This window comes from Sediminihaliea albiluteola, from assembly GCF_014077625.1.
GTDB lineage: Bacteria > Pseudomonadota > Gammaproteobacteria > Pseudomonadales > Halieaceae > Sediminihaliea > Sediminihaliea albiluteola.
Map to the genome: position 1 here is coordinate 673847 of NZ_JACFXU010000013.1, position 22775 is coordinate 696621.

The 22775-nt window shown below is 48.5% G+C and carries 17 protein-coding genes and 2 pseudogenes; 3 read left to right on the top strand and 16 right to left on the bottom strand.

Annotation, left to right across the window (positions count from 1 at the left end; genetic code table 11):
* Positions 1-138: 138 nt before the first annotated feature.
* Both H2508_RS04010 and H2508_RS04015 read left to right on the top strand, forming a co-directional pair.
* A complete protein-coding gene (locus tag H2508_RS04010) occupies positions 139-354 on the top strand; it encodes a hypothetical protein (protein WP_182169080.1) in 216 nt (71 codons plus the stop codon).
* A gap of 10 nt (positions 355-364) precedes the next feature.
* Positions 365-2533, top strand: coding sequence for a TonB-dependent receptor (locus H2508_RS04015; RefSeq protein ID WP_328799333.1), 2169 nt, complete (start codon positions 365-367; stop codon positions 2531-2533).
* A 130-nt stretch (positions 2534-2663) separates the two neighbouring features.
* On the opposite strand, the gene H2508_RS04020 is transcribed toward H2508_RS04015, so the two are convergent.
* The 6 genes from H2508_RS04020 to H2508_RS04045 all read right to left on the bottom strand — a co-directional run bounded on the left by H2508_RS04020 (position 2664) and on the right by H2508_RS04045 (position 8667).
* A complete protein-coding gene (locus H2508_RS04020; RefSeq protein ID WP_182169082.1) occupies positions 2664-3305 on the bottom strand; it encodes a glutathione S-transferase family protein in 642 nt (213 codons plus the stop codon).
* A gap of 24 nt (positions 3306-3329) precedes the next feature.
* Complete coding sequence (gene purU / locus H2508_RS04025) at positions 3330-4187, bottom strand: formyltetrahydrofolate deformylase (protein ID WP_182169083.1); 858 nt, start codon at positions 4185-4187, stop codon at positions 3330-3332.
* A 106-nt stretch (positions 4188-4293) separates the two neighbouring features.
* Complete coding sequence (fdhD, locus tag H2508_RS04030) at positions 4294-5106, bottom strand: formate dehydrogenase accessory sulfurtransferase FdhD (RefSeq protein WP_328799307.1); 813 nt, start codon at positions 5104-5106, stop codon at positions 4294-4296.
* A gap of 47 nt (positions 5107-5153) precedes the next feature.
* Positions 5154-6101, bottom strand: a complete 948-nt coding sequence (locus H2508_RS04035; RefSeq protein WP_182169085.1) for a 2-hydroxyacid dehydrogenase — start codon at positions 6099-6101, stop codon at positions 5154-5156.
* Between the two features lie 12 nt (positions 6102-6113).
* Entirely contained in the window at positions 6114-6956 is an 843-nt protein-coding gene (locus tag H2508_RS04040; RefSeq protein ID WP_182169087.1) for an SDR family NAD(P)-dependent oxidoreductase, read from the bottom strand.
* 58 nt (positions 6957-7014) lie between these two features.
* On the bottom strand, positions 7015-8667 hold the full coding sequence (locus tag H2508_RS04045) for a M28 family metallopeptidase (RefSeq protein WP_182169090.1): 1653 nt from the start codon (positions 8665-8667) through the stop codon (positions 7015-7017).
* A 251-nt stretch (positions 8668-8918) separates the two neighbouring features.
* Here H2508_RS04045 and H2508_RS04050 point away from each other — a divergent pair, with 251 nt between their 5' ends.
* Positions 8919-11075: a carboxy terminal-processing peptidase gene (locus tag H2508_RS04050; RefSeq protein ID WP_235964805.1), complete on the top strand. Its 2157-nt coding sequence runs from the start codon at positions 8919-8921 to the stop codon at positions 11073-11075.
* A 408-nt stretch (positions 11076-11483) separates the two neighbouring features.
* On the opposite strand, the gene cysG is transcribed toward H2508_RS04050, so the two are convergent.
* The 10 genes and pseudogenes from cysG to H2508_RS04110 form a co-directional block, all read right to left on the bottom strand.
* Positions 11484-12869, bottom strand: a complete 1386-nt coding sequence (gene cysG / locus H2508_RS04055; RefSeq protein ID WP_182169092.1) for a siroheme synthase CysG — start codon at positions 12867-12869, stop codon at positions 11484-11486.
* Positions 12870-12875: 6 nt separating this feature from the next.
* On the bottom strand, positions 12876-14183 hold the full coding sequence (serS, locus tag H2508_RS04060; RefSeq protein ID WP_182169094.1) for a serine--tRNA ligase: 1308 nt from the start codon (positions 14181-14183) through the stop codon (positions 12876-12878).
* A gap of 151 nt (positions 14184-14334) precedes the next feature.
* The gene (locus H2508_RS04065; protein ID WP_220463573.1) at positions 14335-15483 is read right to left on the bottom strand and encodes a glycosyltransferase family 4 protein; all 1149 of its coding nucleotides are present in this window, start codon (positions 15481-15483) and stop codon (positions 14335-14337) included.
* Positions 15484-15553: 70 nt separating this feature from the next.
* On the bottom strand, positions 15554-16627 hold the full coding sequence (locus H2508_RS04070) for an EpsG family protein (RefSeq protein WP_182169096.1): 1074 nt from the start codon (positions 16625-16627) through the stop codon (positions 15554-15556).
* Positions 16628-16638: 11 nt separating this feature from the next.
* Positions 16639-17973 (bottom strand): phenylacetate--CoA ligase family protein, encoded by a 1335-nt coding sequence (locus H2508_RS04075; protein ID WP_220463574.1) that lies wholly within the window; start codon positions 17971-17973, stop codon positions 16639-16641.
* A gap of 1 nt (position 17974) precedes the next feature.
* Positions 17975-19075: pseudogene (locus H2508_RS14970) on the bottom strand (CapA family protein).
* A gap of 329 nt (positions 19076-19404) precedes the next feature.
* A complete protein-coding gene (locus H2508_RS04095) occupies positions 19405-19782 on the bottom strand; it encodes a glycosyltransferase (protein ID WP_182169100.1) in 378 nt (125 codons plus the stop codon).
* 1455 nt (positions 19783-21237) lie between these two features.
* On the bottom strand, positions 21238-21375 hold the full coding sequence (locus H2508_RS14865; protein ID WP_220463575.1) for a hypothetical protein: 138 nt from the start codon (positions 21373-21375) through the stop codon (positions 21238-21240).
* 93 nt (positions 21376-21468) lie between these two features.
* Positions 21469-21951, bottom strand: a pseudogene (locus H2508_RS15295) (UDP-N-acetylglucosamine 2-epimerase).
* Positions 21952-22448: 497 nt separating this feature from the next.
* Complete coding sequence (locus H2508_RS04110) at positions 22449-22775, bottom strand: glycosyltransferase (RefSeq protein WP_182169102.1); 327 nt, start codon at positions 22773-22775, stop codon at positions 22449-22451.

Here is a 22775-nt window from a genome sequence, read left to right on the forward strand (position 1 = left end):
TAGGAAGTAGCGAGCAGCATATCAATTTTATTGGAACTATTAGTAGACATCTGTACCGTAAAGGATAAGTATTTGACCTTGCAGGGGTTGAACAACAATCACTGCTACTATAAATAAAGCAATAATAGAGGTGTCCACGTGAAAAAAGCCCAACAGCGCAAGCTCAGCTTCCGCCAACTCTGCCCAATGGCGGCGGCCATATCTGCCATACTCGCAGCGCCGGTCAATGCGCAACTTGAGGAAGTGCTCGTCACTGCTCAAAAGCGTACCCAGACCATCCAAGACGTTCCCTCATCGGTCTCTGCTATCTCTGCCGATATGCTAGAAAAAACCAATACTCGGGATTTCCAGTGACCTGAACAAAATTACCGCAGGCATTGCGATCACCGGTGGCGCCGACGGCTTTGGCAAAGTGATTCGTATTCGCGGCGTCGGCACCAACTCCTATGTGCCAGCGATTCGCCCTGCCGTGGGTATCTTTATTGACGATATCCCTCTAGGTGCCCCGGAGTCGGCTTATAACAACATGGCCGACATTGAACGCATCGAAATCTTGAAGGGCCCCCAGGCCACACTCTTTGGTAAAGAGGTGTCTTCCGGTGCCATCTCGCTCTTTACCCGGCGCCCCGACACCCAGTTGATGGATGCCTACGTGGAAGGCAATTTTGGCAACCTCGGTAAGCAAGAGTTTCGCCTCGGCGGTAACTTGCCGCTGGGCGATCACTTTGGTCTGCGCGCCAGTGTCTATAACAACCAGAGCGATGGCTCGATAACCAACATCAGCTACAACAACAAGCGTATGGGCGATGTCGAGGCCACCGGTTATCGCCTGCGCCTACTCTGGGAGGCCAGCGACAACTTCTCCGCCATCCTCGGCTATGAAGATCACGACGTTGAAGTCTACGGCACCAATTCACTGGCTCAGGAGCACGGCGACCTGTACACCATCTGGGAGCAAAGCGTGCTCGGCATCAGCGACCCCGCCCAGAGCAAGCTAGATATTATCGATCCTTACTCGCGCAAGAATAGCCACTCAGCGCCCAACGGTTTGCGCAACTCGCTGACCAAAATCTGGTCGCTGAACATGAACTGGGAAATCAACGACAACTGGTCAATCACCTCGGTGACCAGTGACCAGGAGTGGTCGAACTTAACTCCCGGGGATGATGGCAGCGGCTTTGTGAACTCCGCGGGACAGCGTGTTTACGACACGGCAGACACCTCAGTGGGCCCTTACAAGCTCAATGATTTCTATCAGGATGCCGCCACCGATACCACCACCCAAGAGTTGCGGGTGAACTGGGAAGACGGTGACTGGTCTTCGGTCTTTGGTGCCTTCTACGCCCAAACCGACACCATCAGCTACGTGCCCTTCTCCAACCTGCTGGGCGCCTTTGGGCCCAACTTAATTATTAAGGCGGCCGGGCTCTCTGATCTGCGCGAAGATATCAGTGAGTGGGCGCTGTTCAGTCATAACATTTACAGCATTCGCGAGGGCTTGGATCTGACCTTTGGCGCGCGCTACTCCAATGTGGAAAAAGAGTCGCTAAAAGGGCAAATGCTCGGCGTGGGTCCACTGGCTGACCTCAATAGCCCCTTTGTGCCGGCCACCCTGTGGGCGGACAATATTCCCAAGCAAAAAGACAGCTGGGATGAAATATCCGGCACGGTCAAACTGACCTACTGGCTCAACGATGAGATCTCCATTTACGGCGGCTGGGACCGCGGCTTTAAAGCCGGTGGCCACAACGTCTGTAAAGGCGATTTGCCAGAAGCCGATTGCCCGCCGCCCTTTGCTTCAGAAATTGCCGACAACTTTGAAATCGGCATGAAGAGCCGCCTCTTTGATAACAGCTTGGTATTCAACACCGCACTGTTCTACCAGAGCTATGATGATTACCAAGTGGATATTCAGGATGAGGAAGGCATTGGTAACTCAGTACAAAATGCCGCGAAAGTGAAAATCCAAGGCATCGAGGCCGAGTTCCAGTGGCTAGCCACTGATCAGCTGCGCATTGATGGCAACCTGTCTTATGTCGACGCCCGCTGGGATGAGTACGCCGACGCGGAGTGCTTGCGCCCGCAGTACCAGGCCATCGCCTGTACTCAAAACCCTAACGGCAGCTTCACTCAGGATTTAGGCGGCCAGCGCCTGAACTACACCAGCCCTTGGACCGGTAACGTCAACGCCACCTACAGTGGTGACTTTGGCAATGGCATCGGCTGGTATGTGCGCGGCGAAGTGGCCTTCCGCGATGACCGCCTGTTCTTCCCTGATCTGGACCCCGATGTCCGCGATGGCTCTTACACCCTGCTCAATGCCAGCGCCGGCATCAGCGCCGCCGACGGCACTTGGGATGTGATCTTCTGGGCTAAGAACCTGGCCGACGAAGAGTACCTGATTAACGCCGAGCGTAACCGCGACCAGAGCAACCCAAACTTTGGTGGCACGCCCTATGAAGGCTATCGGGTAACTGCGGGTGACGAGCGCACTTACGGCGTCACCTTGAAATATCGCTTCAACGAAAGCTAAGGCAAATAAAAACGGCGCAGAGCTTGCTACTCTGCGCCGTTTTTTTCGTCTTCAATTTATCGCCTTAGCTACGAGTACTCAGGCTCAAACGCGCTAATCATTCACGCTAGCCAATCAACAGCCCTAGAACTTAAAGCGATTTAAAGTTGCTCGTTTCCTCGCCAATCACCACCACCTTTTGAAAGGCCTCTCGCTGCTTCATACGCTGTAAATAAGCTTGCACTTGGGGCTTATACTCCCCTTCTAAGCCTAAGATTTCACCCAGATACAAAGCGTAAGTGATGCAAATATCGGCAATAGTAAAGCGATCGTCGCAGAGGTATTCACGGCTCTCTAAATGCGCATTCAAACGCTTCAGGCGCGATAGATACCAGCGGCGATAATCCTCAGCAACTTGCGGCAAGCGTCGCTCAGGGGCCTCAAAATAGCCGTAGCGCAGCACCAAAGTTTGAGGGAAGGTCAATGTCGCATCACTGTGAAACAACCAATTGAGGTAATCGCCATACTCAGGGTGATCTGCTTTAAGGCCAAATTCATAGCGCTGATAGCGCTCGACTAAGTACAGCGGAATGGCGCAGGACTCGGTCATCTGCAGCTTTGCGTCATGGAACAAAGGCACCGTGCCCAGTGGGTTCAAGTTGAGGTAATCCGGATCGAAAACTCGCGGTGGAAAGCTCAGTAGCTCCAGCTCGTAGTCCAAGCCCAGCTCTTCTAGGGCCCAGAGCGCCCGCAGGGAGCGCGAGTTATGGCAGTGCCACAGTTTGATTGACATGTGATTAACTCCGGTCGCAAATTCTTAGGTGAACACCACGGTCTTGTTGCCCTGCACCAGCACCCGGTCTTCCAAGTGATAGCGCAAGCCCCGGGCCAGTACGGTTTTTTCCACGTCTTTACCCAAGCGCACTAAGTCCTCCACGGTATCGTGATGACGAATACGCACCACATCCTGCTCGATAATTGGTCCTGCATCGAGCTCTTCAGTCACATAGTGACAGGTGGCACCGGTTAACTTAACGCCGCGCTGGAAGGCTTGGTGATAGGGCTTAGCGCCGATAAATGAGGGCAAGAAACTGTGGTGAATATTGATAATGCGGTTGGGGTAAGCCCGGCAGAGCCAGGGCGGCAAAATCTGCATATAGCGCGCCAGCACGATGGTATCGGGCTTGGCCTGATCAATTAATTGCGCGGTCTGATCAAAGGCCGCCCGCTTACCCTCTTCGTCCTTGGGCACTGGCACGTAGTGATAAGGCACCCCGTGCCACTCCACCAAGCGGCGCATATCTTCGTGGTTAGAAATCACACAAGCCAAATCAAAGGGTAAGTCACCACTGCGCCAGAGGTGCAATAAGTCGGCCAAGCAGTGCTCTAACTTACTCACCAACAATACCACCCGCTGGGGTACCTCAGAGTCCGTCAGGCGCCACTCCATATCCAGCTCTTGCGCAATTGGTATAAAGGCTTGGCGAAAGCTCTCCGCATCCATATTCAAGGTATTGGCATCGACCACATAGCGCATGTAGAACATGCGGGTTTCGATATCTTCATACTGGTTGGCGCGGATAATCGAGCCACCATGCTCGGCAATAAAACCAGTGATTCGGGCGACAATGCCCACTTTATCGGGGCAGGTTCCTAGTAAGGTGTAATTACGCACGGCGCTATCGTTTCCTGTAGCAGCAGACTTTGATTTGTGGCGCTGTACATTAGCACTATCTGCACGCGCAAGCAGCCCCAGTGCTTAACTAGCAGTGAATTAGCGCTTATGGCGAGCCATGGGGATTATGATAAATCACGTGGCGGCCCGGCCTTGCGAAGGCAATCAACAGCTGCCCGGCTTGCCGCGCCATATCAATCGCCATAGCAGTCGGCGCCGATACCGCTACTAATGCGCCAATACCGGCAGCACAACTTTTATGTACCATCTCATAGCTGGCCCGGCTGGAAATCAGCGCAAAGCCCTCAGATAAAGGCTGAGTAGAACCTTGCAGGGCGCCAATTAACTTATCCATGGCATTGTGGCGACCAATATCTTCCCGCACTAAGACAATCTCACCCTGGCTATTACAGAAGGCTGCCGCATGGCTCGCGCCAGTTTGCTGTTGTAGGGGCTGATGATTAGGTAAGGCCACAAGTGCCCGCTGCACTGCGCTAGCAGAGAGCTGTGGCGCCACCACCGGCTTAATGGGCCTGACTGCCTCAGTTAAGGATTCAGCACCGCATAGGCCACAGCCGGTGCGCCCGGTCAGCGATCGGCGGCGCTCGCGCAAGGCAGCTACACGCTCACTGGCAATGGCCATCTCGACCCGAATGCCCTGCTCGGCCTCGACGATCTCTAAGTCATAGAGCTCAGAGGCCTGCTGGAGAATGCCCTCGCTGAGGCTAAAGCCTAAGGCAAAGTCCTCGAGCTGCATGGGGCTGGCCATCATCACCGCGTGGGAAATGCCCTGATAGACCAAAGCCACCGCGCACTCTGCGGCAATTTGATCGCTAGCGCGCTCAGTCGCCTCGCCCTGCTCGTAAACCTCCACTGAGGCGCTGATATGGCCCTGATCGGGCGCTATGGACTTAGGCACTGAAGCACCTTTAGTGAAAGGACTGACAAAGGCGGTGGCGAGATAACTTAACTCGCCTTGCAGAGATTAATCGCCTGCCCCGTTTTTAAGAAGCTTTCGATATTGGCAAAGACGCTCATTACCATATCCACCCGGGCATCTGAGGTGGCACTGCCGACATGGGGGGTCAGGCAGACATTATCCAGTTCCAGTAAGCCCGGATGAGGCTCGGGCTCAAACTCAAAGACATCCAAGCCCGCTGCGGCTAAATGGCCCTCGCGCAAACACTCAACCAAGGCCGCCTCATCCACTACCGCGCCGCGACCGGTATTCACTAACACGGCGCCCTGCTTCATTTGCTGCAAGCGCTCGGCGTTGATGAGGTGCTGGGTAGCGGAGTTAAGCGGACAAGTGAGCACCACAATATCGCTGCTGCCCAGCAGTCCAGCCAAGTCCGGTTGGTAGGTGGCGCCTAATTCAGCCTCGGCCTGCGCTTTGCGATTGGGCCCGTAGTACTGCACCTTTAAGTCAAAGCCCTTGGCGCGCTGGGCCACGGCTTGACCGATGGCACCAAAGCCTACGATGCCTAAACTCTTACCGTAGACGCGATTACCGACCCGCTGCTGAGCCTGAGCCCACTCACCTTGGCGCAGTAGGCGCTCAGCGTCACTTAAGCGTCGGCAGGCAGCTAGAATCAAGGTGAAGGTCAGATCTGCAGTATCTTCAGTGACTTGCGGCGTATTACTAACCTGAATTCTACGCTTTTCGGCGGCCGCCAAATCAATATGATCGGTGCCCACGCCAAAGCTGGCGATCAATTTGATGCTCTCGGGCATGCTATTAATCAGCTCCGCAGGCACCGCATCCAGAGCGGTGCAGACATAAATACAGCAACCTTCCATGGCAGCGCTATTGGGGCCACTGACCACTACTTCAGCAAACTGCCCCAAACCTTGCATCATCGCCGGAGGAAGCTCGCGGGACATCGCCAGCTTCACTGCATTCACATCACTCATACTTTACTCGTATTAAAAGTTAAAACCGTTGCCATTAATTACCGGCACGTTAGTCCATAAATCATTGGGGTCGCGGTACCAACCCGCAGCGGCCAGTGCGCCACCGTCGAGGTTCAAGGTGGTGCCAGTCATCCAGCTAGAGAGTTCAGAGGCCAAGAACAGCGCAGAGCCGGCGGCATCTTCTGGGCTGCCGAAGCGCTCTAATGGTATCCAGCGCCGGGTGTGGTGCTGATGCTCTTCGGCAATCAACTGCGAGGGGCGCACTTGTTCAGTTTCAGTGGTTTCCGGGGCAATCGCATTGACCCGAATGCCTTCTGGTGCCAGTTCCAGGGCCAGACTGCGGGTGAAACCGGTTATCGCATGCTTGTAGCTGCAATAAGCGGTGGCCATGGGAATGCCGCGGAAAGCTTCAATGGAGGAGATACTAATGATTGAGCCGCCTTTGCCACGCTCGCGCAGCAGCGGAATGGCGGCTCGAGTGACCATCATAATCGACTTTAAGTTACAGCCGTAAAGCTGCTCAAGTTCTTCATCATCACAATGCTCGAAGGGCTTGATAATACCCAGAAAATCACCCACGTTATTGACCAGCACATCTAAGCCAGCAAAGCGTGATTTCACTTCAGCCATAAAGCGATCGACATCCCCTCGCTGGGTCACATCGGCCTGGATTACCAAAGCCTCAGTACCCTGTTCAGTCAAGGCCTTTTGCAGATCACTGCAGTGATCTGGATTGATTTCGGCTACCGCAATGCTGGCGCCCCGCTTGGCAAAGGCCTCGACAATCGCTCGGCCAATCCCGGCGCCACCGCCAGTGACTAATACGGTCTTGCCGCTAAAATCCAGATCCTGCATATCCTTTTCCTATTGTTATTGATTTGTTATGGCTTGGGCTTGTTTAAGCACTTAAGCCTTATTTCCCAGCGCGGCTCTCATCGCGCACGGCGCGAAACTCATCGCCTTCCACCCAGTTGGGCCACTCTTCGCTGTTGGCCAGATCACGGGCAATGCGGTAGTAAAGGCGCAAGTCAGCCATAGTGCCGCCCCAGTCCCAATTGGGATCGTATTCATCTTTGGGCGCGTGGTAACGGTTCTCGCCGTAATCTTTGGCTGCTGCCATGCCCGCTTCTACGCCGCCATTGACCAGGTCCATGCCGCCCTTAAAGTAGAGCATTGGCACGCCGCGCTTAGCCAGGCTGAAGTGATCGGAGCGGTAGTAGAAACCTTTTTCTGGAGTGGGCTCGGCCTTAACTTCACGACCCGCCTTTTCCACGGCGCGCTCTAGGTAGGCATCAAGCTCTGACTTGCCTTTACCGACCACTACCACGTCTTTGGCCAGACCAGTCATGCTAAAGGCGTCCATGTTCACACCGCCCACAGTGTTCTCCAGCGGATACACCGGGTTTGCGGCATAGGACTCAGAACCTAATAAACCAGACTCTTCCGCAGTTACCGCCAAAAACACAATGCTGCGCTTCGCAGGGCCGGCAGCTACATGGGCTTGGGCCAATGCCACTAAAGCAGCTGTGCCGGTGGCGTTGTCGATAGCACCATTACAAATATCATCACCGGTTTCATCGGCGCCGCAGCGGCCCAAGTGATCCCAGTGGGCGGTGTAGAGTACATATTCATCGGGGCGATCTGATCCCGGCAGAATGCCCACCACGTTTTTAGACAGCTGCTTCTCTATTTTATTGTCAAAAGACACCGAGGCCTTAAGGCCCAGCTCTACTGCTTTAAAGCCAGGCTTTTTGGCAGCAGCGCTCAAGGCGGCTAAATCTTGGCCAGCAGCGGCTAGCACTTCCTCGGCTACCTCATACTGCAGCCAGCCATTGGCTAAGGTTTGATCCATATGGCCATGCTCGGCATCGGCCACGTGCTGTGGGCCTGTATTGGAAGATTCCACTACATTCCAGCCATAAGCAGCAGGCTCGGTGTCGTGCACAATCAGCGCTGCCGCAGCGCCCTGACGGGCCGCTTCTTCAAACTTATAGCTCCAGCGGCCGTAGTAGGTCATCGCGCGGCCATTAAAGGGCCCTTCTAGGCCTTCAGTTTCATAGTCGGGGTCGTTGACTAGGATCACTACGGTTTTGCCAGTGACATCGACATCGGCGTAGTCATTCCAGTCGCGTTCTGGGGCGTGAATGCCGTAACCGACAAAGACCATCTCGCTGTCTTTGACTTCGGTGCGCGGCGTCACCCGATCGCTGTAGAGCACCATCTGCGGGCCATACTGATAGCTCAGCTCCTGCTCAGCCCCTTTAATCACCAGTGGACTGACGTTCTCAGCGGTAATTTCAACCAGTGGCACATCCTGAAACCAACTGCCATTATTGCCGGGCTTGATACCGGCGGCGCTGAACTCTTTTTCTAAAAGGGCTAAGGTTTTCTCTTCACCGATAGTACCCGGAGCGCGGCCTTCAAAGGCATCGGAAGACAGCTCCTTGGTCAGGCTCTTCATGGTATCCAGCGACAATTGCGGTGCATCGGCAGCGGCAACAGTGGTGGTGGCGCCAGCTAGCGTCAGGCAAAGTGCGGGCAGTAGTGTGCGATAGTGGCTGTGCATCAAATGGACTCTCAGCTGAAAATTGAGGGCCGATTGTTACACTTGGTCAGCACTAGCTCAAGTGCCGCTAACGCTGTAGCTATAGCAGCGGTATAGCCAGCTGCCCAGCAGGCAGCGAACTTTCCCGCCACCAGCGGCTCTAAACTGATACTATTTGACGCTTTCAGACAGTGCTTTACACTGACTTGCCGCTGGATTTTAGCTCCAGCCCGATAACAAGCGACACGACCAGTCACTGAGGTAAACTTATTTTGACACGCACCCTCCCCCTGTCGGTATTTGCGCAGCGCTCATGGCGCAGCGCCTTCCTTGGCACCCTGCTGTTAATCCTGCTAGGCAGCACCACACCGGCCTTGGCCCTGATCGAATACAGCGACCTGCAGCGTGAAACCATTGTCGAAATGATCGAACAGCTGGAAGAGCGCCACTATTCCAAGCTGCGCTACGATGACAACCTCTCCTCCCTGCACCTCGACAACTACATCAATAGCCTCGACCGCGGCAAAATGTTCTTCACCGCCGCCGATCGGGCCGAGTTTGAGCAGTACCGCACTAATATGGACGAGGCTTTGCACGCCGGCTTATTAGATGCCGGCTTTACTATCTTCAACCGCTTTCAGCAGCGCCTCGAAGAGCGCCTCGCTGACCTGGTGGAAACCCTACCCGAGCGCATCGCCAAGATGGACTTCAGCATTGACGAAGAGTACATCATCGATAGTAAAGAGCAGCCCTGGGCCGCCTCCGACGCCGAGCTAGATGATCGCTGGCGCAAGCACTTAAAAAATCAGGTGCTCAGCCTGCGCATGACTGAAAAACCCGACGATGAAATCGCCGAGACCCTGGTGAAGCGCTACCGCAACCAGCTCCAGCGGGTAAAACAGTACAACAATCAGGACGTCTTTCAGATCTACGCCAACGCCCTGACCGAACTCTATGACCCGCACACCAACTACCTCTCCCCGCGGCGCTCAGAGAACTTCAACATCAATATGAGCCTGTCACTGGAAGGCATCGGCGCGGTATTACAGGCAGAGGACGAGTACACCAAAGTCGTGCGCCTAGTCGCTGCCGGCCCTGCAGATAAGCAAGGTGAGCTTAAACCTTCCGACCGTATTGTGGCCGTCGCCCAAGATACTGACGGTGAGTTTGAAGACGTGATTGGCTGGCGCCTAGATGAAGTGGTGGAGCTGATTCGCGGCCCCAAAGACTCCATCGTGCGCCTGCAGGTCCTGCCAGCCAAATCAGCTGCTACCGGTGAGCGCAAAACTATCACTATCGTGCGCAACAAGGTTAAGCTAGAAGAGCAGTCCGCCCAGAAGAAAGTGCTGGAAATCCCTAGCGGCGATAAAACCCTGAAAATCGGCGTAATCGACATCCCAGCTTTCTATATCGACTTCGACGCCATGCGCCGCGGTGAAAAAGATTACAAAAGCACCACCCGGGATGTGAAGCGCCTACTCAAAGAGCTGCAAAACGAAGACCAAGTGGATGGCATTGTAGTCGACCTGCGCAACAACGGCGGCGGCTCCCTGCAAGAAGCCAACGAACTCACCGGCTTATTTATTGAGTACGGCCCCACCGTGCAGATTCGTCACTCCTCACGCCGAGTGTGGCGCGATGGCAAACGCCTGCGCGGCCCCTACTACGAAGGCCCCTTAGTGGTCATGATCAACCGTCTCAGCGCCTCAGCCTCAGAAATTTTTGCCGGTGCGATACAGGACTACCAGCGCGGTATTGTGGTGGGCGATCGCTCCTTCGGTAAAGGCACCGTGCAAACCCTTATTCCCTTAACGGAAGGTCAGCTCAAGCTTACTGAGTCCAAGTTCTACCGCATCTCCGGGGATAGCACCCAGCACCGCGGCGTGGTGCCCGATGTCACCTTCCCCGCCATCTACGACCACGAAGAGATTGGCGAAAGTGCCTTGGACCACGCCCTGAGCTGGGATCAGATCAACCCAGTGCGGCACCGCAATTACGGTGACTTATCTAGCGTCGTACCAGAGCTGACCCGCTTATTCCAAAGCCGCAGCGAAAATAACCCAGACTTTGTCTACCTCGAAGACCAAGTCACCCTGGCCGATGAAAGCCGCGCCATCAAGTCCCTGCCGCTGAACGAAGCTGCCCGCAAAGCCCTGCGCGAAAGCCGCGAAGCCAAAGCCCTGGCCATTGAAAACAAGCGCCGCGCTGCCTTAGGGGAAGAGTTGCTCACCTCACTGGAATCTGAAGATAGCGCCGATGATGAGGAAAACCTCGCCGCAGAAGAGGCTTTAGCTGAAAATGATGAGGAAAACGACAGCAAAGACGACGTATTGCTCACCGAAGCAGGCAATATCTTAGTCGATGCCCTGCTGCTGAAAGAGCGCCGCTATGCACAGCATTCGCCTGAGGAGCTTGAGGCGACAGACTAAATAAAAGCGGCCGGCTCTCCTCTTTAAGAGAGCCGGCCCACCTTTCAGCCTAGCTGTACATCCCCTACTCCCTATCTAGCTCCACTAATCAAGGTGGAGGGGGTTAGTTGGCTCAGCGCCTATAACTGGCCACGACTAGTGTCTCTAGCCTCTAGCCTCTAGCCTCTAGCCTCTAGCTCAGTATCCCATGCTTTAAAACACAAACCTTAGTGAACAAACCACAGGCATAAAAGAGTCCGCATCCAATAGGCACGGCCTTTTGTAGTGTCGTGAGCCGCGGTTATTTAAGCCACTACTTACAGAAAGCAGTTATAGTAAGAACGTCAGCCTGAGACAGATGACCTGCAGTATTCATTATACTCAAACTTCTACAACTAAAACGGAGCAGTTGTTAAGAAGTGGCAGCGACTAACCTTCCTCTGCAAACCAAGCCAATTCGCGATGTAATCGAACCACATTGCCAACAATAATCAAAGTTGGGGCTTGTGGCTTCGCTTCTGCCACAATGGCTTCAATAGTCGCCAGTGTACCAACCAGCGTCTTCTGGGTGGGTAAGGTCGCTTGCTCTACCAGGGCCACTGGTGTCTCTAGCGCTCGACCATGGGTTTGTAATTGGGTGCAAATTTCACCCAAACCCACCAAGCCCATATAGAAGACCAAGGTTTCTGTCTCAGAGAGAAACTCGCTCCAGTCGTGCCTAACTTCATTGCCTTTCAAGTAGCCCGCCACAAAACGCACGGATTGGGCGTAATCGCGATGGGTTAAGGGAATGCCTGCATAACAAGCTGCACCGCTCGCAGCCGTGATACCCGGCACTACCTGAAAAGGAATATGGTGCTGAAATAAGAGCTCAATCTCCTCCCCACCCCGGCCAAAAATAAAGGGGTCGCCGCCTTTTAAGCGCGCAACTCGCTTACCCTGCTGGGCCAGTTCTAGCAACTGCCGGTTAATATCTTGCTGAGGCACCGCATGGTCCGCGCGCCGTTTGCCCACATAAACCCGCTCGGCATCCCGCCGCGCCATATCCACAATCGCAGGATTCACTAAGCGATCGTAGAGCACCACATCAGCGCGCTGTAAGAGTCGTGCTGCCTTAAAGGTCATTAGGTCTGGGTCGCCAGGGCCAGCACCAATCAAGTAGACTTCGCCTTGCTTTAGCGTAGCTAAGTCAGCTAGCTGCTCACGCATGAGTTTTTCTGCTTCAGCTTCCCGCCCTGCCAGTACCAACTCGGCAACAGCACCGTCTACCATCTCTTCAAGAAACAGCCTTCGCGGCCCTTCCTCGTGAATACGCTCATTAATCAAGGGCCGCATACGCCCAGCAAATTCCGCCAAGCGTCCGCTGGCCGCAGGCAGCAACGCTTCAATATCACGTCGCACTTTACGCGCTAAAACTGGGCTATGGCCGCTACTGCTCACTGCAACCAACAAAGGGCTGCGATCCACAATAGCAGGGAAAATAAAGCTGCACAGTTCAGGGGTATCCACCACATTGACAGGTAGACCCAAAGCGCCAGCATCCTGATGCACCTGGGCATTCACAGCTTTATCGGGCGTCGCTGCAATTACCAAGCTTTGTCCTTTAATATGCTCGGAAGCATACCTGCTTTGCAGCCACAGGCCTTTATGCTGCTCCAGCAACACAGCTAATTCAGCAGAAACCTCTGGCGCAACGACTGTCAGATACGCCCCCGCTCGCAACAGCAAACGAGCCTTACGCGTAGCTACTTTACCACCACCGACTAATAAGACATTCACAGCCTGTAGGCGTAAGCAAATAGGCAGGTATTCCACGTTTTTTTAAGCCACTTCAGGCTTAAGTTCTTTTAAGCCACCCATATAGGGTTGTAGCACCTCAGGCACTGCAATGCTGCCATCTTCTCGTTGGTAGTTTTCCATTACTGCAACCAGTGTGCGCCCTACTGCTAGCCCCGAACCATTCAAAGTGTGCAATAATTCTGGCTTGCCAGTTTCCGGGTTGCGCCAACGCGCCTTCATGCGCCGCGCCTGAAAGTCACCAAAGAGTGAGCAACTAGATATCTCGCGATAAGCAGACTGTCCCGGCAACCACACTTCTAGGTCATAAGTTTTACGGGCAGAAAAACCGATATCGCCAGTGCAAAGCACCACCTTGCGATAGGGCAGCTCAAGCAACTGCAGCACTTTTTCAGCATGGCCAGTGAGCGCTTCCAGTGCAGCTTCAGATTGCTGTGGCCGCGCTAAATGCACCAGTTCCACCTTCTCAAACTGATGCTGACGAATCATACCTCGGGTATCGCGGCCATAACTGCCCGCCTCACTGCGAAAACAGGGGCTGTGGCAGACAAAACGTATGCCCTGCTCGCCAAGTTCTTTATCCTCAAAAATACGAGCTCGCGCCACATTGGTGACAGGCACTTCGGCCGTGGGAATCAAGTAATACTCAGAGTCACCTTCCAGCTTAAACAGGTCTTCTTCAAACTTAGGTAACTGCCCAGTACCACGCAAGGAATCACTGTTGACCATATAAGGCACATAGATTTCTTGGTAGCCGTGCTGCTCAATATGCAGGTTCAGCATAAATTGCGTGAGCGCACGCTGCAGGCGGGCCAGTGGCCCGTACATCACTGTAAAGCGTGAGCCGGTAATCTTGCCTGCAGTTTCCGCATCCAAATGGCTCAGGCCTTCGCCCAAGGCCACATGATCTTTCGCTTCAAAAGCAAACTCAGCAGGCTCACCCCAGCGCGAGACTTCAAGGTTATCGTCTTCACTGGAGCCATCTGGCACATCTTCCGCTGGAATATTGGGCAACTCCATCAGCCAGTTATTCAGCTCTTGCTGAATCGCATCGGCCTCTGAGGTCAGCTGATCTAATTGGGCCGCAATTTTCTCCAGCACCTCGTTGACCTGGGCCTTAGCGTCTTCCACGCTAACACCCTGCCCAACTAGCTTGCCTATTTGCTTGGAGGCACTTTTACGCTCAGCCTGCAGCGCCTGGCTATCCACATCAGCTTGCTTACGGCGAGCATCTAGCGCCTCAAAAGCCGCCACATCAAAAGCCACACCACGCCGCGCCAATTGCTCGGCAACTTCCTGGGGCCGCTGCCGAATGGCTTTTATGTCCAACATTGATCTATTTCCCGTCTGCTTGTTACAAAATGGCGGCTATTGTAATGCTTTGCTTAGGCCAAGGTACAGAATGTAAAGATTAAAGCCCCTACTGGATAGTAGAGGCTTAAAAAATGATATCCAGATAAAGCCTGCTCGTTTCTGTTTTTAATTAGTGCTTACTTACCTCACGGATAGCTTTTAAAGTAGCATCCACAACCACTTGTTCACTAAAGTTTTCCTCAACATTCTTACGTGCCGCTCCCCCCATAGCTTCTCGCTCATGAACAGGTAAATGGAGCATTTTTGTCAAGGCCTGAACCAAAGACTCGACGCTGCGAGCTTCACAAAGAAAACCATTCTCACCATCAGTGATCACATGGCGACAACCCGGCACATCAGTAGCTACTGATGGTAGGCCCATGGCGCCGGCCTCTAACAAAGAACGAGGCAAACCCTCCCGGTAAGATGGCAGCACCACACAATCAACCTGTGCAAGCACCTCCTCCATTGCATCTGTGGGACCTAACCATTCAATAAAAGGCTCATTAGCCCAACTCTCTAATTGAGACTCTGTAATGGCAGACACATTGCTAACGCCTGCAAAGCCACATAGCCACAGCACAGCTTTTTCACCACCAAGATGGAGCTGTGTTATCGCCTCAACTAGCTCATGCAGACCTTTGTCAGCCAGCATTCGGCCGGCATAAAGGAAACGGAAGGGACCATGGTTAGCCTGACGTATTACTGGATTAAAACGCTCTAGGTTTACCCCTGACCCAGGCAAAAGTACAAGGCGATCGTTTGGCACAAGATTATTATTGATCAGAAGTTGCATATCTTCCGCATTTTGGCAGAAAACTCGCTGTGCTAAAGGCTGGCTGGTTTTATAGAGTAATCGCACAATCCAGGCGACAGGGCCCGTTCGGATGAATGCAGTCCCTAAACCAGACACATTATTTATAACTGGAATACCAAGAATACGGGCAGCCCAAGTGCCATATACGTTGTTTTTAATAGTGAAGTGTAATGCAGCAACTGGGCGTAAACGACGGTAATGTCGCCAAAATTGAACAACCAGACCGATATCTTTAATTGGGTTAGATCCCTGATTGTCCATACGTATAGGCTGCCATTCACAGCCTAATTCTGGTAAACGGGCGCTATAATCATCCTCTGGTGATAGACAGACTACGCGATAGCCTTCGGCTAACAAGCGACCTATAGTTGATGCACGAAAGTTGTAAAGGTACCAAGAAGTATTTGCTGATAACGTAATTAAATTATGCTTAATCGTTATATTTACTACCGAAACGGTCAAAAGTAAGCCCCTCAAAAAACCAAAAATTATAATTGTATCTTTTCAGGTGCTACCTGTAAGTTCATTCTATTCATAACACTTCAAAGGGGTAGAACTTATAAGGAATCCAAGCATATGAAACACGCCCGGCAAACAACCAAGTGAACTGTACAAAAAAGCAATATAAAACAAGTATATAAATAAGAAAACCTTTGAACCGGCTGCCACCTAATGCACGCGGAATATGTGATATAACAAAAAGCTGCAAAGGCAATAGGTAAAGCGCTATACGATCAATTGCAGTAGTGGCCGGAGAAACTAATAGCAAGAATAGACATACAACTGAAGCATATGAAAACAAAAGCATCATTTTGTATTCACTACTCTTAATTTTAAATTTATTCTTGAAGGTCAAAAAAAATATTGCAGGGAAAAAGCACATAAGGACACGTATTAGTGCACCTGTTGAATGATACTCTGATAAAACGTAGTTTTTATATAGCGCGTCAACAGAATCACTTAACAATGTGAAATATAATAGTAAAGATAGAACTAGCAACAAAAAAGCTCTAAATATTTTGTGCTTTGTATTCATCAATAAAGCTACTGGTATCAAAATTATGGCTGTTTTATGAAACAATGAGGCAATAACGATGGATGTAATGAAGCCCAAAAGCCCTCTATGAATCAAGAAATAAAAAGCCAACATGGACAAACCAATTGCAACTGACTGCCTAGTATATCCCATGGATATTACGATCACTAAATAAGGTATAGCAGCGAGCAACGCAAGTGATGGGCGAGGTTGCATCTGACAAAAACTATTTAAGCCAAGCAAGAACAGTAAACCACAAACCAAGTTAACACCGTAAATGCCAAAGCCAAGATTATATGACAAGTAGTTTAGTAACCTATAACCTGGGTCACTCATAGTGAGGACATCGCGAAATGATGCAATATCCATTCTTTCATAAGCATCTAAATAAGAAAACCAATCACCACCAACCTCATGTCGAAAACCAACCAAGATAAAAATTAGGAAAAGAGTTACTGCATAAACAGGTGAAAAGTCTCCAATTTTAATTTTTTTGCCATTGTATATCCTATCTTTTTCGGTATAAACGGATAACAGTGCCAAAACAAACAAAAACCAGTATACATGCATATAAAACCTTCCTAATCAATAAGATTTTTCACTATACGAAACTTTCCACTTTTCTCAGTGGGTATTGATTTTACAAGGTTAAATACAAAGCGAACTTCAGCTCCCATCCTTGCTCGAAGAGCTGAAATAAATTTTTCTTTTTGAAAGGAGTTAAATTTAGGACCAGGTACAACAAATATTTCAATCTCGTCTAACGTGCGCTGAACAATTTGAAAACAAATTATTCCATCAACACCTTTTGTCGAGTTACTTATATTTCCCAAATTCACTTGACCATACTCAGGTGAAACTAGAAAATCATTTGATCTTCCATCAATGGAATCAACAATGGGAAATGTACTACCGCAAGAACAATGTTGTCTCGATGAAAGAGCAACACTATCACCGATCTTATAACGGATTAAAGGGGTACCATGCGTTGTAAAAGAAGTAACCAATAGCTGCCCCCTAATGCAAGGATTAAAATCATCATCTACAACTTCAAATATACCAGTTAAAGGATGGATATGTTTATTTGATTCCTTACACTCTAAAATGAATGGAGCACCCTCAGACGAAGCATATTGATCCCTCAAATTACAACCCAAAACTTCTTCTATAACTGCTCGATGTTCAGCTAATACAGTTTCTGCTGTTGGAAAAAAAACTTTGACCAGACCTGGGTAAGTTGCTCCACGTTCCTTAGCCATTTTACAAATTAAAAAAACACTAGAAGGAAACCCAACAATAAACTCAGGCTTAAAGTCACATAAGGCATTCCAGTAAGTAACAAAGTTTTTTTCATTTATATGGAAAGTTGAAAAAAAACGAATTTTATTGATCCAATCGTCTCTAAAACAAATACCGCTATCGACATCTTTTTGCGTAACTAAATCTTTACCACTAAACCAAGCTGTTCTTTTTCCTAACTCATAACCGTGAAGGGAGCGAAAATTATCTAAAATAGCATACCTTTCTTGAATGTCCTTTTTTGTGTAGACCACTTTCATCGAGGCACCAGTAGTACCTCCGGTGTAGCTAACCAGCCCCTTTGAATCGGTTATAGTCTGAATTTTATCTAAATAATTGATTAAATCTTCTTTTTCTAAGATGGGAAACTCAGAAAGCAACTTGTTCTTGCAACCTGCGTACCAAGCCGAATTGCTTGTTGCAAACAGTAAAAATTTTTCTAATTTATCTTGCTGTAATTTTGACCATTCCGGCTTATCGAGCTTATCAAAACTTTTGTATACTGCACGGAGCTGCTTGTACTGCCCTCCATGACGTACCTTATACTGATAGGTGTTATAGATAGATATAATTAGACTTTGCACCCAACCTGGGAGCATCTTGAAATACTTGTTCAAGTTATGCCTTTAAATAATTGACGAAATTTGATCTATATAACTTTGCGTTGCGCCTTGAATTGAGTGCTAGCTTTAGATAATGAATATTTAATCTTTTAAGATACCATTCCAAATCTCGACTTGCCGTTCGTTTTTTCTTATGTCTTTTGAGAATTTCGCTGCGTTCCTTAATGAAGTCATCTAATGCTCTATCAACTAAGCTATTTCGTACAGTAGTTATAAAGTTATCTTTTTCAGGAGTTAATAATTCAAAAGCAATATCTCCAATTTTGAACCAAAACAATTCAACCTTGTGTACTAGATTGTTTGTGATATTTAAAATTGGGATTAAACATATTTTATTCTGCTCTGACATTGTTACTAAAGGCTGGGAAGAGACTTGACTGTATACATCATCAAAACAAAAGTTTCCAAGGCTATAAAAAATGTGAGAGTCATCAATAGTTTCGTAGGATTGGGGCACGTGGGGATGATGGCCATAGTGGATATAAGGGACCTTTTTTGAGATTCTCCTAGCAAATAGATAGTCCATTTTACCGGGCAAATGGACATGCTCCAGTCCACTATGAAATGACAGTATATTTAAGAATCCATCCGCGTGATTTTTAGATAAGGCGGACTCTATCTCTGGTACGCATGCTACATTTACCCCTTTTTCCCCAATATCATCATGCATATAAAGATAAACTGGATTTTAATCCATGTTACAATAACCAGAGAGAGCAATCTTGGAATTACCGAACTCTATAAATGCTTGTTTATTAGCAACTCCAAAGTATTCAATACCTAGGTTTTCTAAAAGATCTATTGTCAGGTCATACCCTTCTTCACCATAATCACCAGTATGATTATTGGCTAAATTCACATGGGTTAATTGCAATGATTTTAATTTAAATATGTCTTTTTCATCTGAAAAAATACACGCTGACTTTTCTCTAAATTCCTTCCTTTCCTTTGAGAAAGGAACCTCTAGATTACCTACAACAAAATCGCAGTCATGGATTATATTTAAATACTCACGATAATATTCAGTAAATTGCTCGTCACTCATTTGAGCAAAGCGACCGAATATGCCTATGTCGCCTAGTAATGCAATCCTCATACTACAGTTCTCTTCAAACTTATTGATAAGATTTGGTCTTTAAAATTTCTGTAAGTAAGTGTTTCAGCCATGATTTGCCTATTGTATCGACTACTATCTAACAACATACTATTATTTTCTAAACAATAACGAATTTGATTCTCCATATCATCAAGATCCGAGGGTTTATATAGACGAGCGAAATTTCCTATAACATTAATTTCTTTCACAGAGTCGAACCCCGCGCAAACTAGTGGTCTATTCGAAGCAACCGAATCAAAATATTTTAGGTGTACAATTAAATTAGAATATTCATTGTTTTTATCAGGACAAACGACCACATTGGCCATCTACTGAAGGGTGTATAGCTTTTCATAGGGTTGCCTGCCTAACTGGATCACACTTTCTTTTATATTTAGTTCGTCAACAAGAGTATCAACAGAAACTTGATTGAACCCATCACCAATTAAAACAAGTTGTATGCCAGTGATCTGTTTTCTTAATTTTGAAAAGACATAAATAAGATCATGAACGCCACCAATATCCTTATAACCACCCGCAAAAAATACAATAGGTTTTTCAGTGTCAATTTTATAAAGAGAAATAATCTCCTCATAATAAACTGGATCAAACTTCGAACTCAAGCATCTGGCATTAGCTGCATTGGGAATTACAAATGCGGTTTTATTTTTAAAAGTAGTATAACTTTCATTAAAATAACCCTTCATTGCTTTTGATGCAAAGATGTGTCCACTAGCTGCAGAAAGAACCTTTTCGTCGTGTTTTTTTGCGACAAATAACGACAGAATTTTTATTATTACGCTATTAAATCTTTTGTATTTTAGTTCCAGGGTTGATACGCCATGAATATCATTTATATACGAATCTATTAAGCCTTTTTGAAAAAATAATAACCTAAGCTATTATCAAGATATTCACAAAAAACAAGATCACTTTCTTTCTGTAGTCTATTATTAAGTATATTTTCAATGGCTTTAAGTTTTGTACTAAATAACAGTGTCGTAACGAATAAAGGTAAAAAGGTTAATGTGAACTGAAGCACCCTTTTATCGAATGATGAAAATGCTATTCCTATGTGATGGTGATTTATTCCTGTCAAATATTGGGTGTTTGAAATTACTGTGACTTTCCGATTTTCTTTAAGTATATCAATTAAGCTGTTAATCCTAATTGATCCTCCTCCAGAAGAAGTTAAATCACGTAAAGTAAATATGGTTATTGGATTCACATTCGGCCCGGCGACTACGATAGATTATGGACTATTTAAATGAAAGCAGCTCAAACTTGAGGAGTTGAGTCCTAATGAACTATTAATTATCTAATATGTGTCGATAAACAGCTCTGTAGGAATCAGTACCACTCTCCAGTGAGAAAATATCTTCTGCTACTCTTCTACAACGATCACTTAGCTCTGGGTCTTTCATTAATATGGACAGCTTTTTAAATACCTGATCCAGGTCTTTTTTAGACCGTCTCTTAGCTAAAACTCCAACGTGATATATCCTCAATGATATGAGCTATATCCCTAATTACGCCTTAAGCCACAAAGACTTGCGGCCTCGGCCTGACCAGGCCCCTGAGGTCTTATCAGGGTTACGACACTTAGGCTCAACTTTCTTCTGCCGTAGCAATCTAACTTTATGCTACTGGCTTTTTTCAGGCCCATTAACTCTATTACTGACATACTCACCGAATAAGCAATTTTATCATCCTGCTCACGAGCTTCTTTAATTTTGATTTGCCACTTTTATTCGACCATCGCAGCAGCCTGAGCCTGCGGTTTTTTTAAGCTCTTTAATACTCAGTGATTCGAGATGAATAGTCATAGGGCTCCTGATTTTTGATTGAATGTTAAATATATTAATGAGTTATCAATATATTCTGCCTGCTTTATTTCGTTGAATTCCATTATTGACAAGTGGTTCTGAATTGCGCTCTAGTAACACCAGATATTATACCAAACGACTTTGCGGGATGCCTTCATTTGTAATCCCCCGTTTTTTAAGCCTCCGTTTGAGTAGAGGGTTGTACTGCCTATGGCAACAGGATGGAATACAAGAGATGCCTCGCTCTATTTTGGGCTTGATAGACCAGACATTGGTAGAAAATAATAGCTATTAGAATGGTGACCTTACCACTAAGATGAGACAGACTGTGTTAAATCACTCAATGAGCAATCGCTCAAGATGGGCCACAATGCGTTCCATAGTCTTGTCATCCCACAGTGGAGGGTTGATACCAATTTCCAGCTGGCTTGATAGCAGCACAGGATTGGTACCGATCAGCTCATTGGTGCCCATGGTGATGGTTTCAGGGCGCTCGGTATTATCGCGCAGCGTCCGACAGGGCCCCCATCACAGTAGTTTCCTCAGTGATGCCTCCAGAGTCAGTGATCACCATACGGCCTTTCTGACCAAGTAATTGAACTCCAAGTAGGGCTGTGGATCCACAAGCTGAAAATTTCGTAGGCACCTCACCCAGATTAGGCAGAGTTTTTGCTGTCCGAGGATGAACTGAAATACCACTGGTAAATCACGAGCCGACTCATTAATAGCAGCTAAAGGTTGAGCAAAACTGTCACTCCTATCAACATTGGACGGGCGATGTAGCGTGATCAAAATATACTCACCAGCCTGCAAACCTAGGGGTCAAAAACTCAGGCTTTTGTAAGCGCGGCATATTGACCAGCAAAGTATCAATCATCGTATTGCCTACGAAAAAGATTCGCTCATCCACTACCCCACTTTGCGTAGATTCTCGTTGGCCACCTCACTGGTAGTGTAGAAGCAATTAGTGATGCTATTGGTCACCATTCGGTTGATCTCTTCAGGAATACTCCAGTCACCTGAGCGAATACCCACCTCCACCTGTACCACTGGAATAAAGAGCTATTGGGTTGCAATAGCACAAGCAACTGTCGAAGTAACTTCCCCCACCACCAGGCACAACTGTGTTGGCGCCTCAAGCAGAAGCTGTTCATAACGAGTCATAATCGCGCCGGCCTGTTCTGCCTAGGTCCCTGAGCCCACTTCTAAGTTCTTATCCGGCTGTGGAATCCCCAACTGCTCGAAGGCGAGTTGAAGTGCTGACCTATATGAACAGATCGTAAGCGCAGAGACCCAACATTGGCTTCGTGAGCTTATATTGCCTTGATAATGGCTGCCACCTTGATGAAATTGGGGCGAGCACTGGCAATGATGTCAATTAGCATTTATGAGAAGCAAATGTAATACCAGCTTGCTCCAGAGCAGGTAGATACTGTAGAGAGCGTAAGCGACTACTAGCCCCCATACGGGAGTACTTTGAAAATAGGATTACATTCAAAACTCAATCCCACAAGGAGTTAAAGGCGAAGTAAATCAAAAGAAAGGCATCAGCGTTGTTTAGCACTTAAAATATCATCGTATAGCTTGTGATAAGCCTTAGTACCAGTATGAAGTGAGAATATCTCCTCCGCAGCTCTCCGACAGCGGGATGGGAGATCCGAATCATTTAATAAATCATCTAGCTCTCTTAGAGCCTTCATCATTTGTTCAGGCTTGGGGCCATCAACTATAACACCGACTTTATGACTTCGAATTATCTGAGCCACATCTCCCACACCTTCATTGGCTACAACTGGTAAACCGCTACCAAGTATTTCACCCATACGTGTTGGAGAGCTGCCTAAATAACTCAACATATCAAAAAAACTGACCAA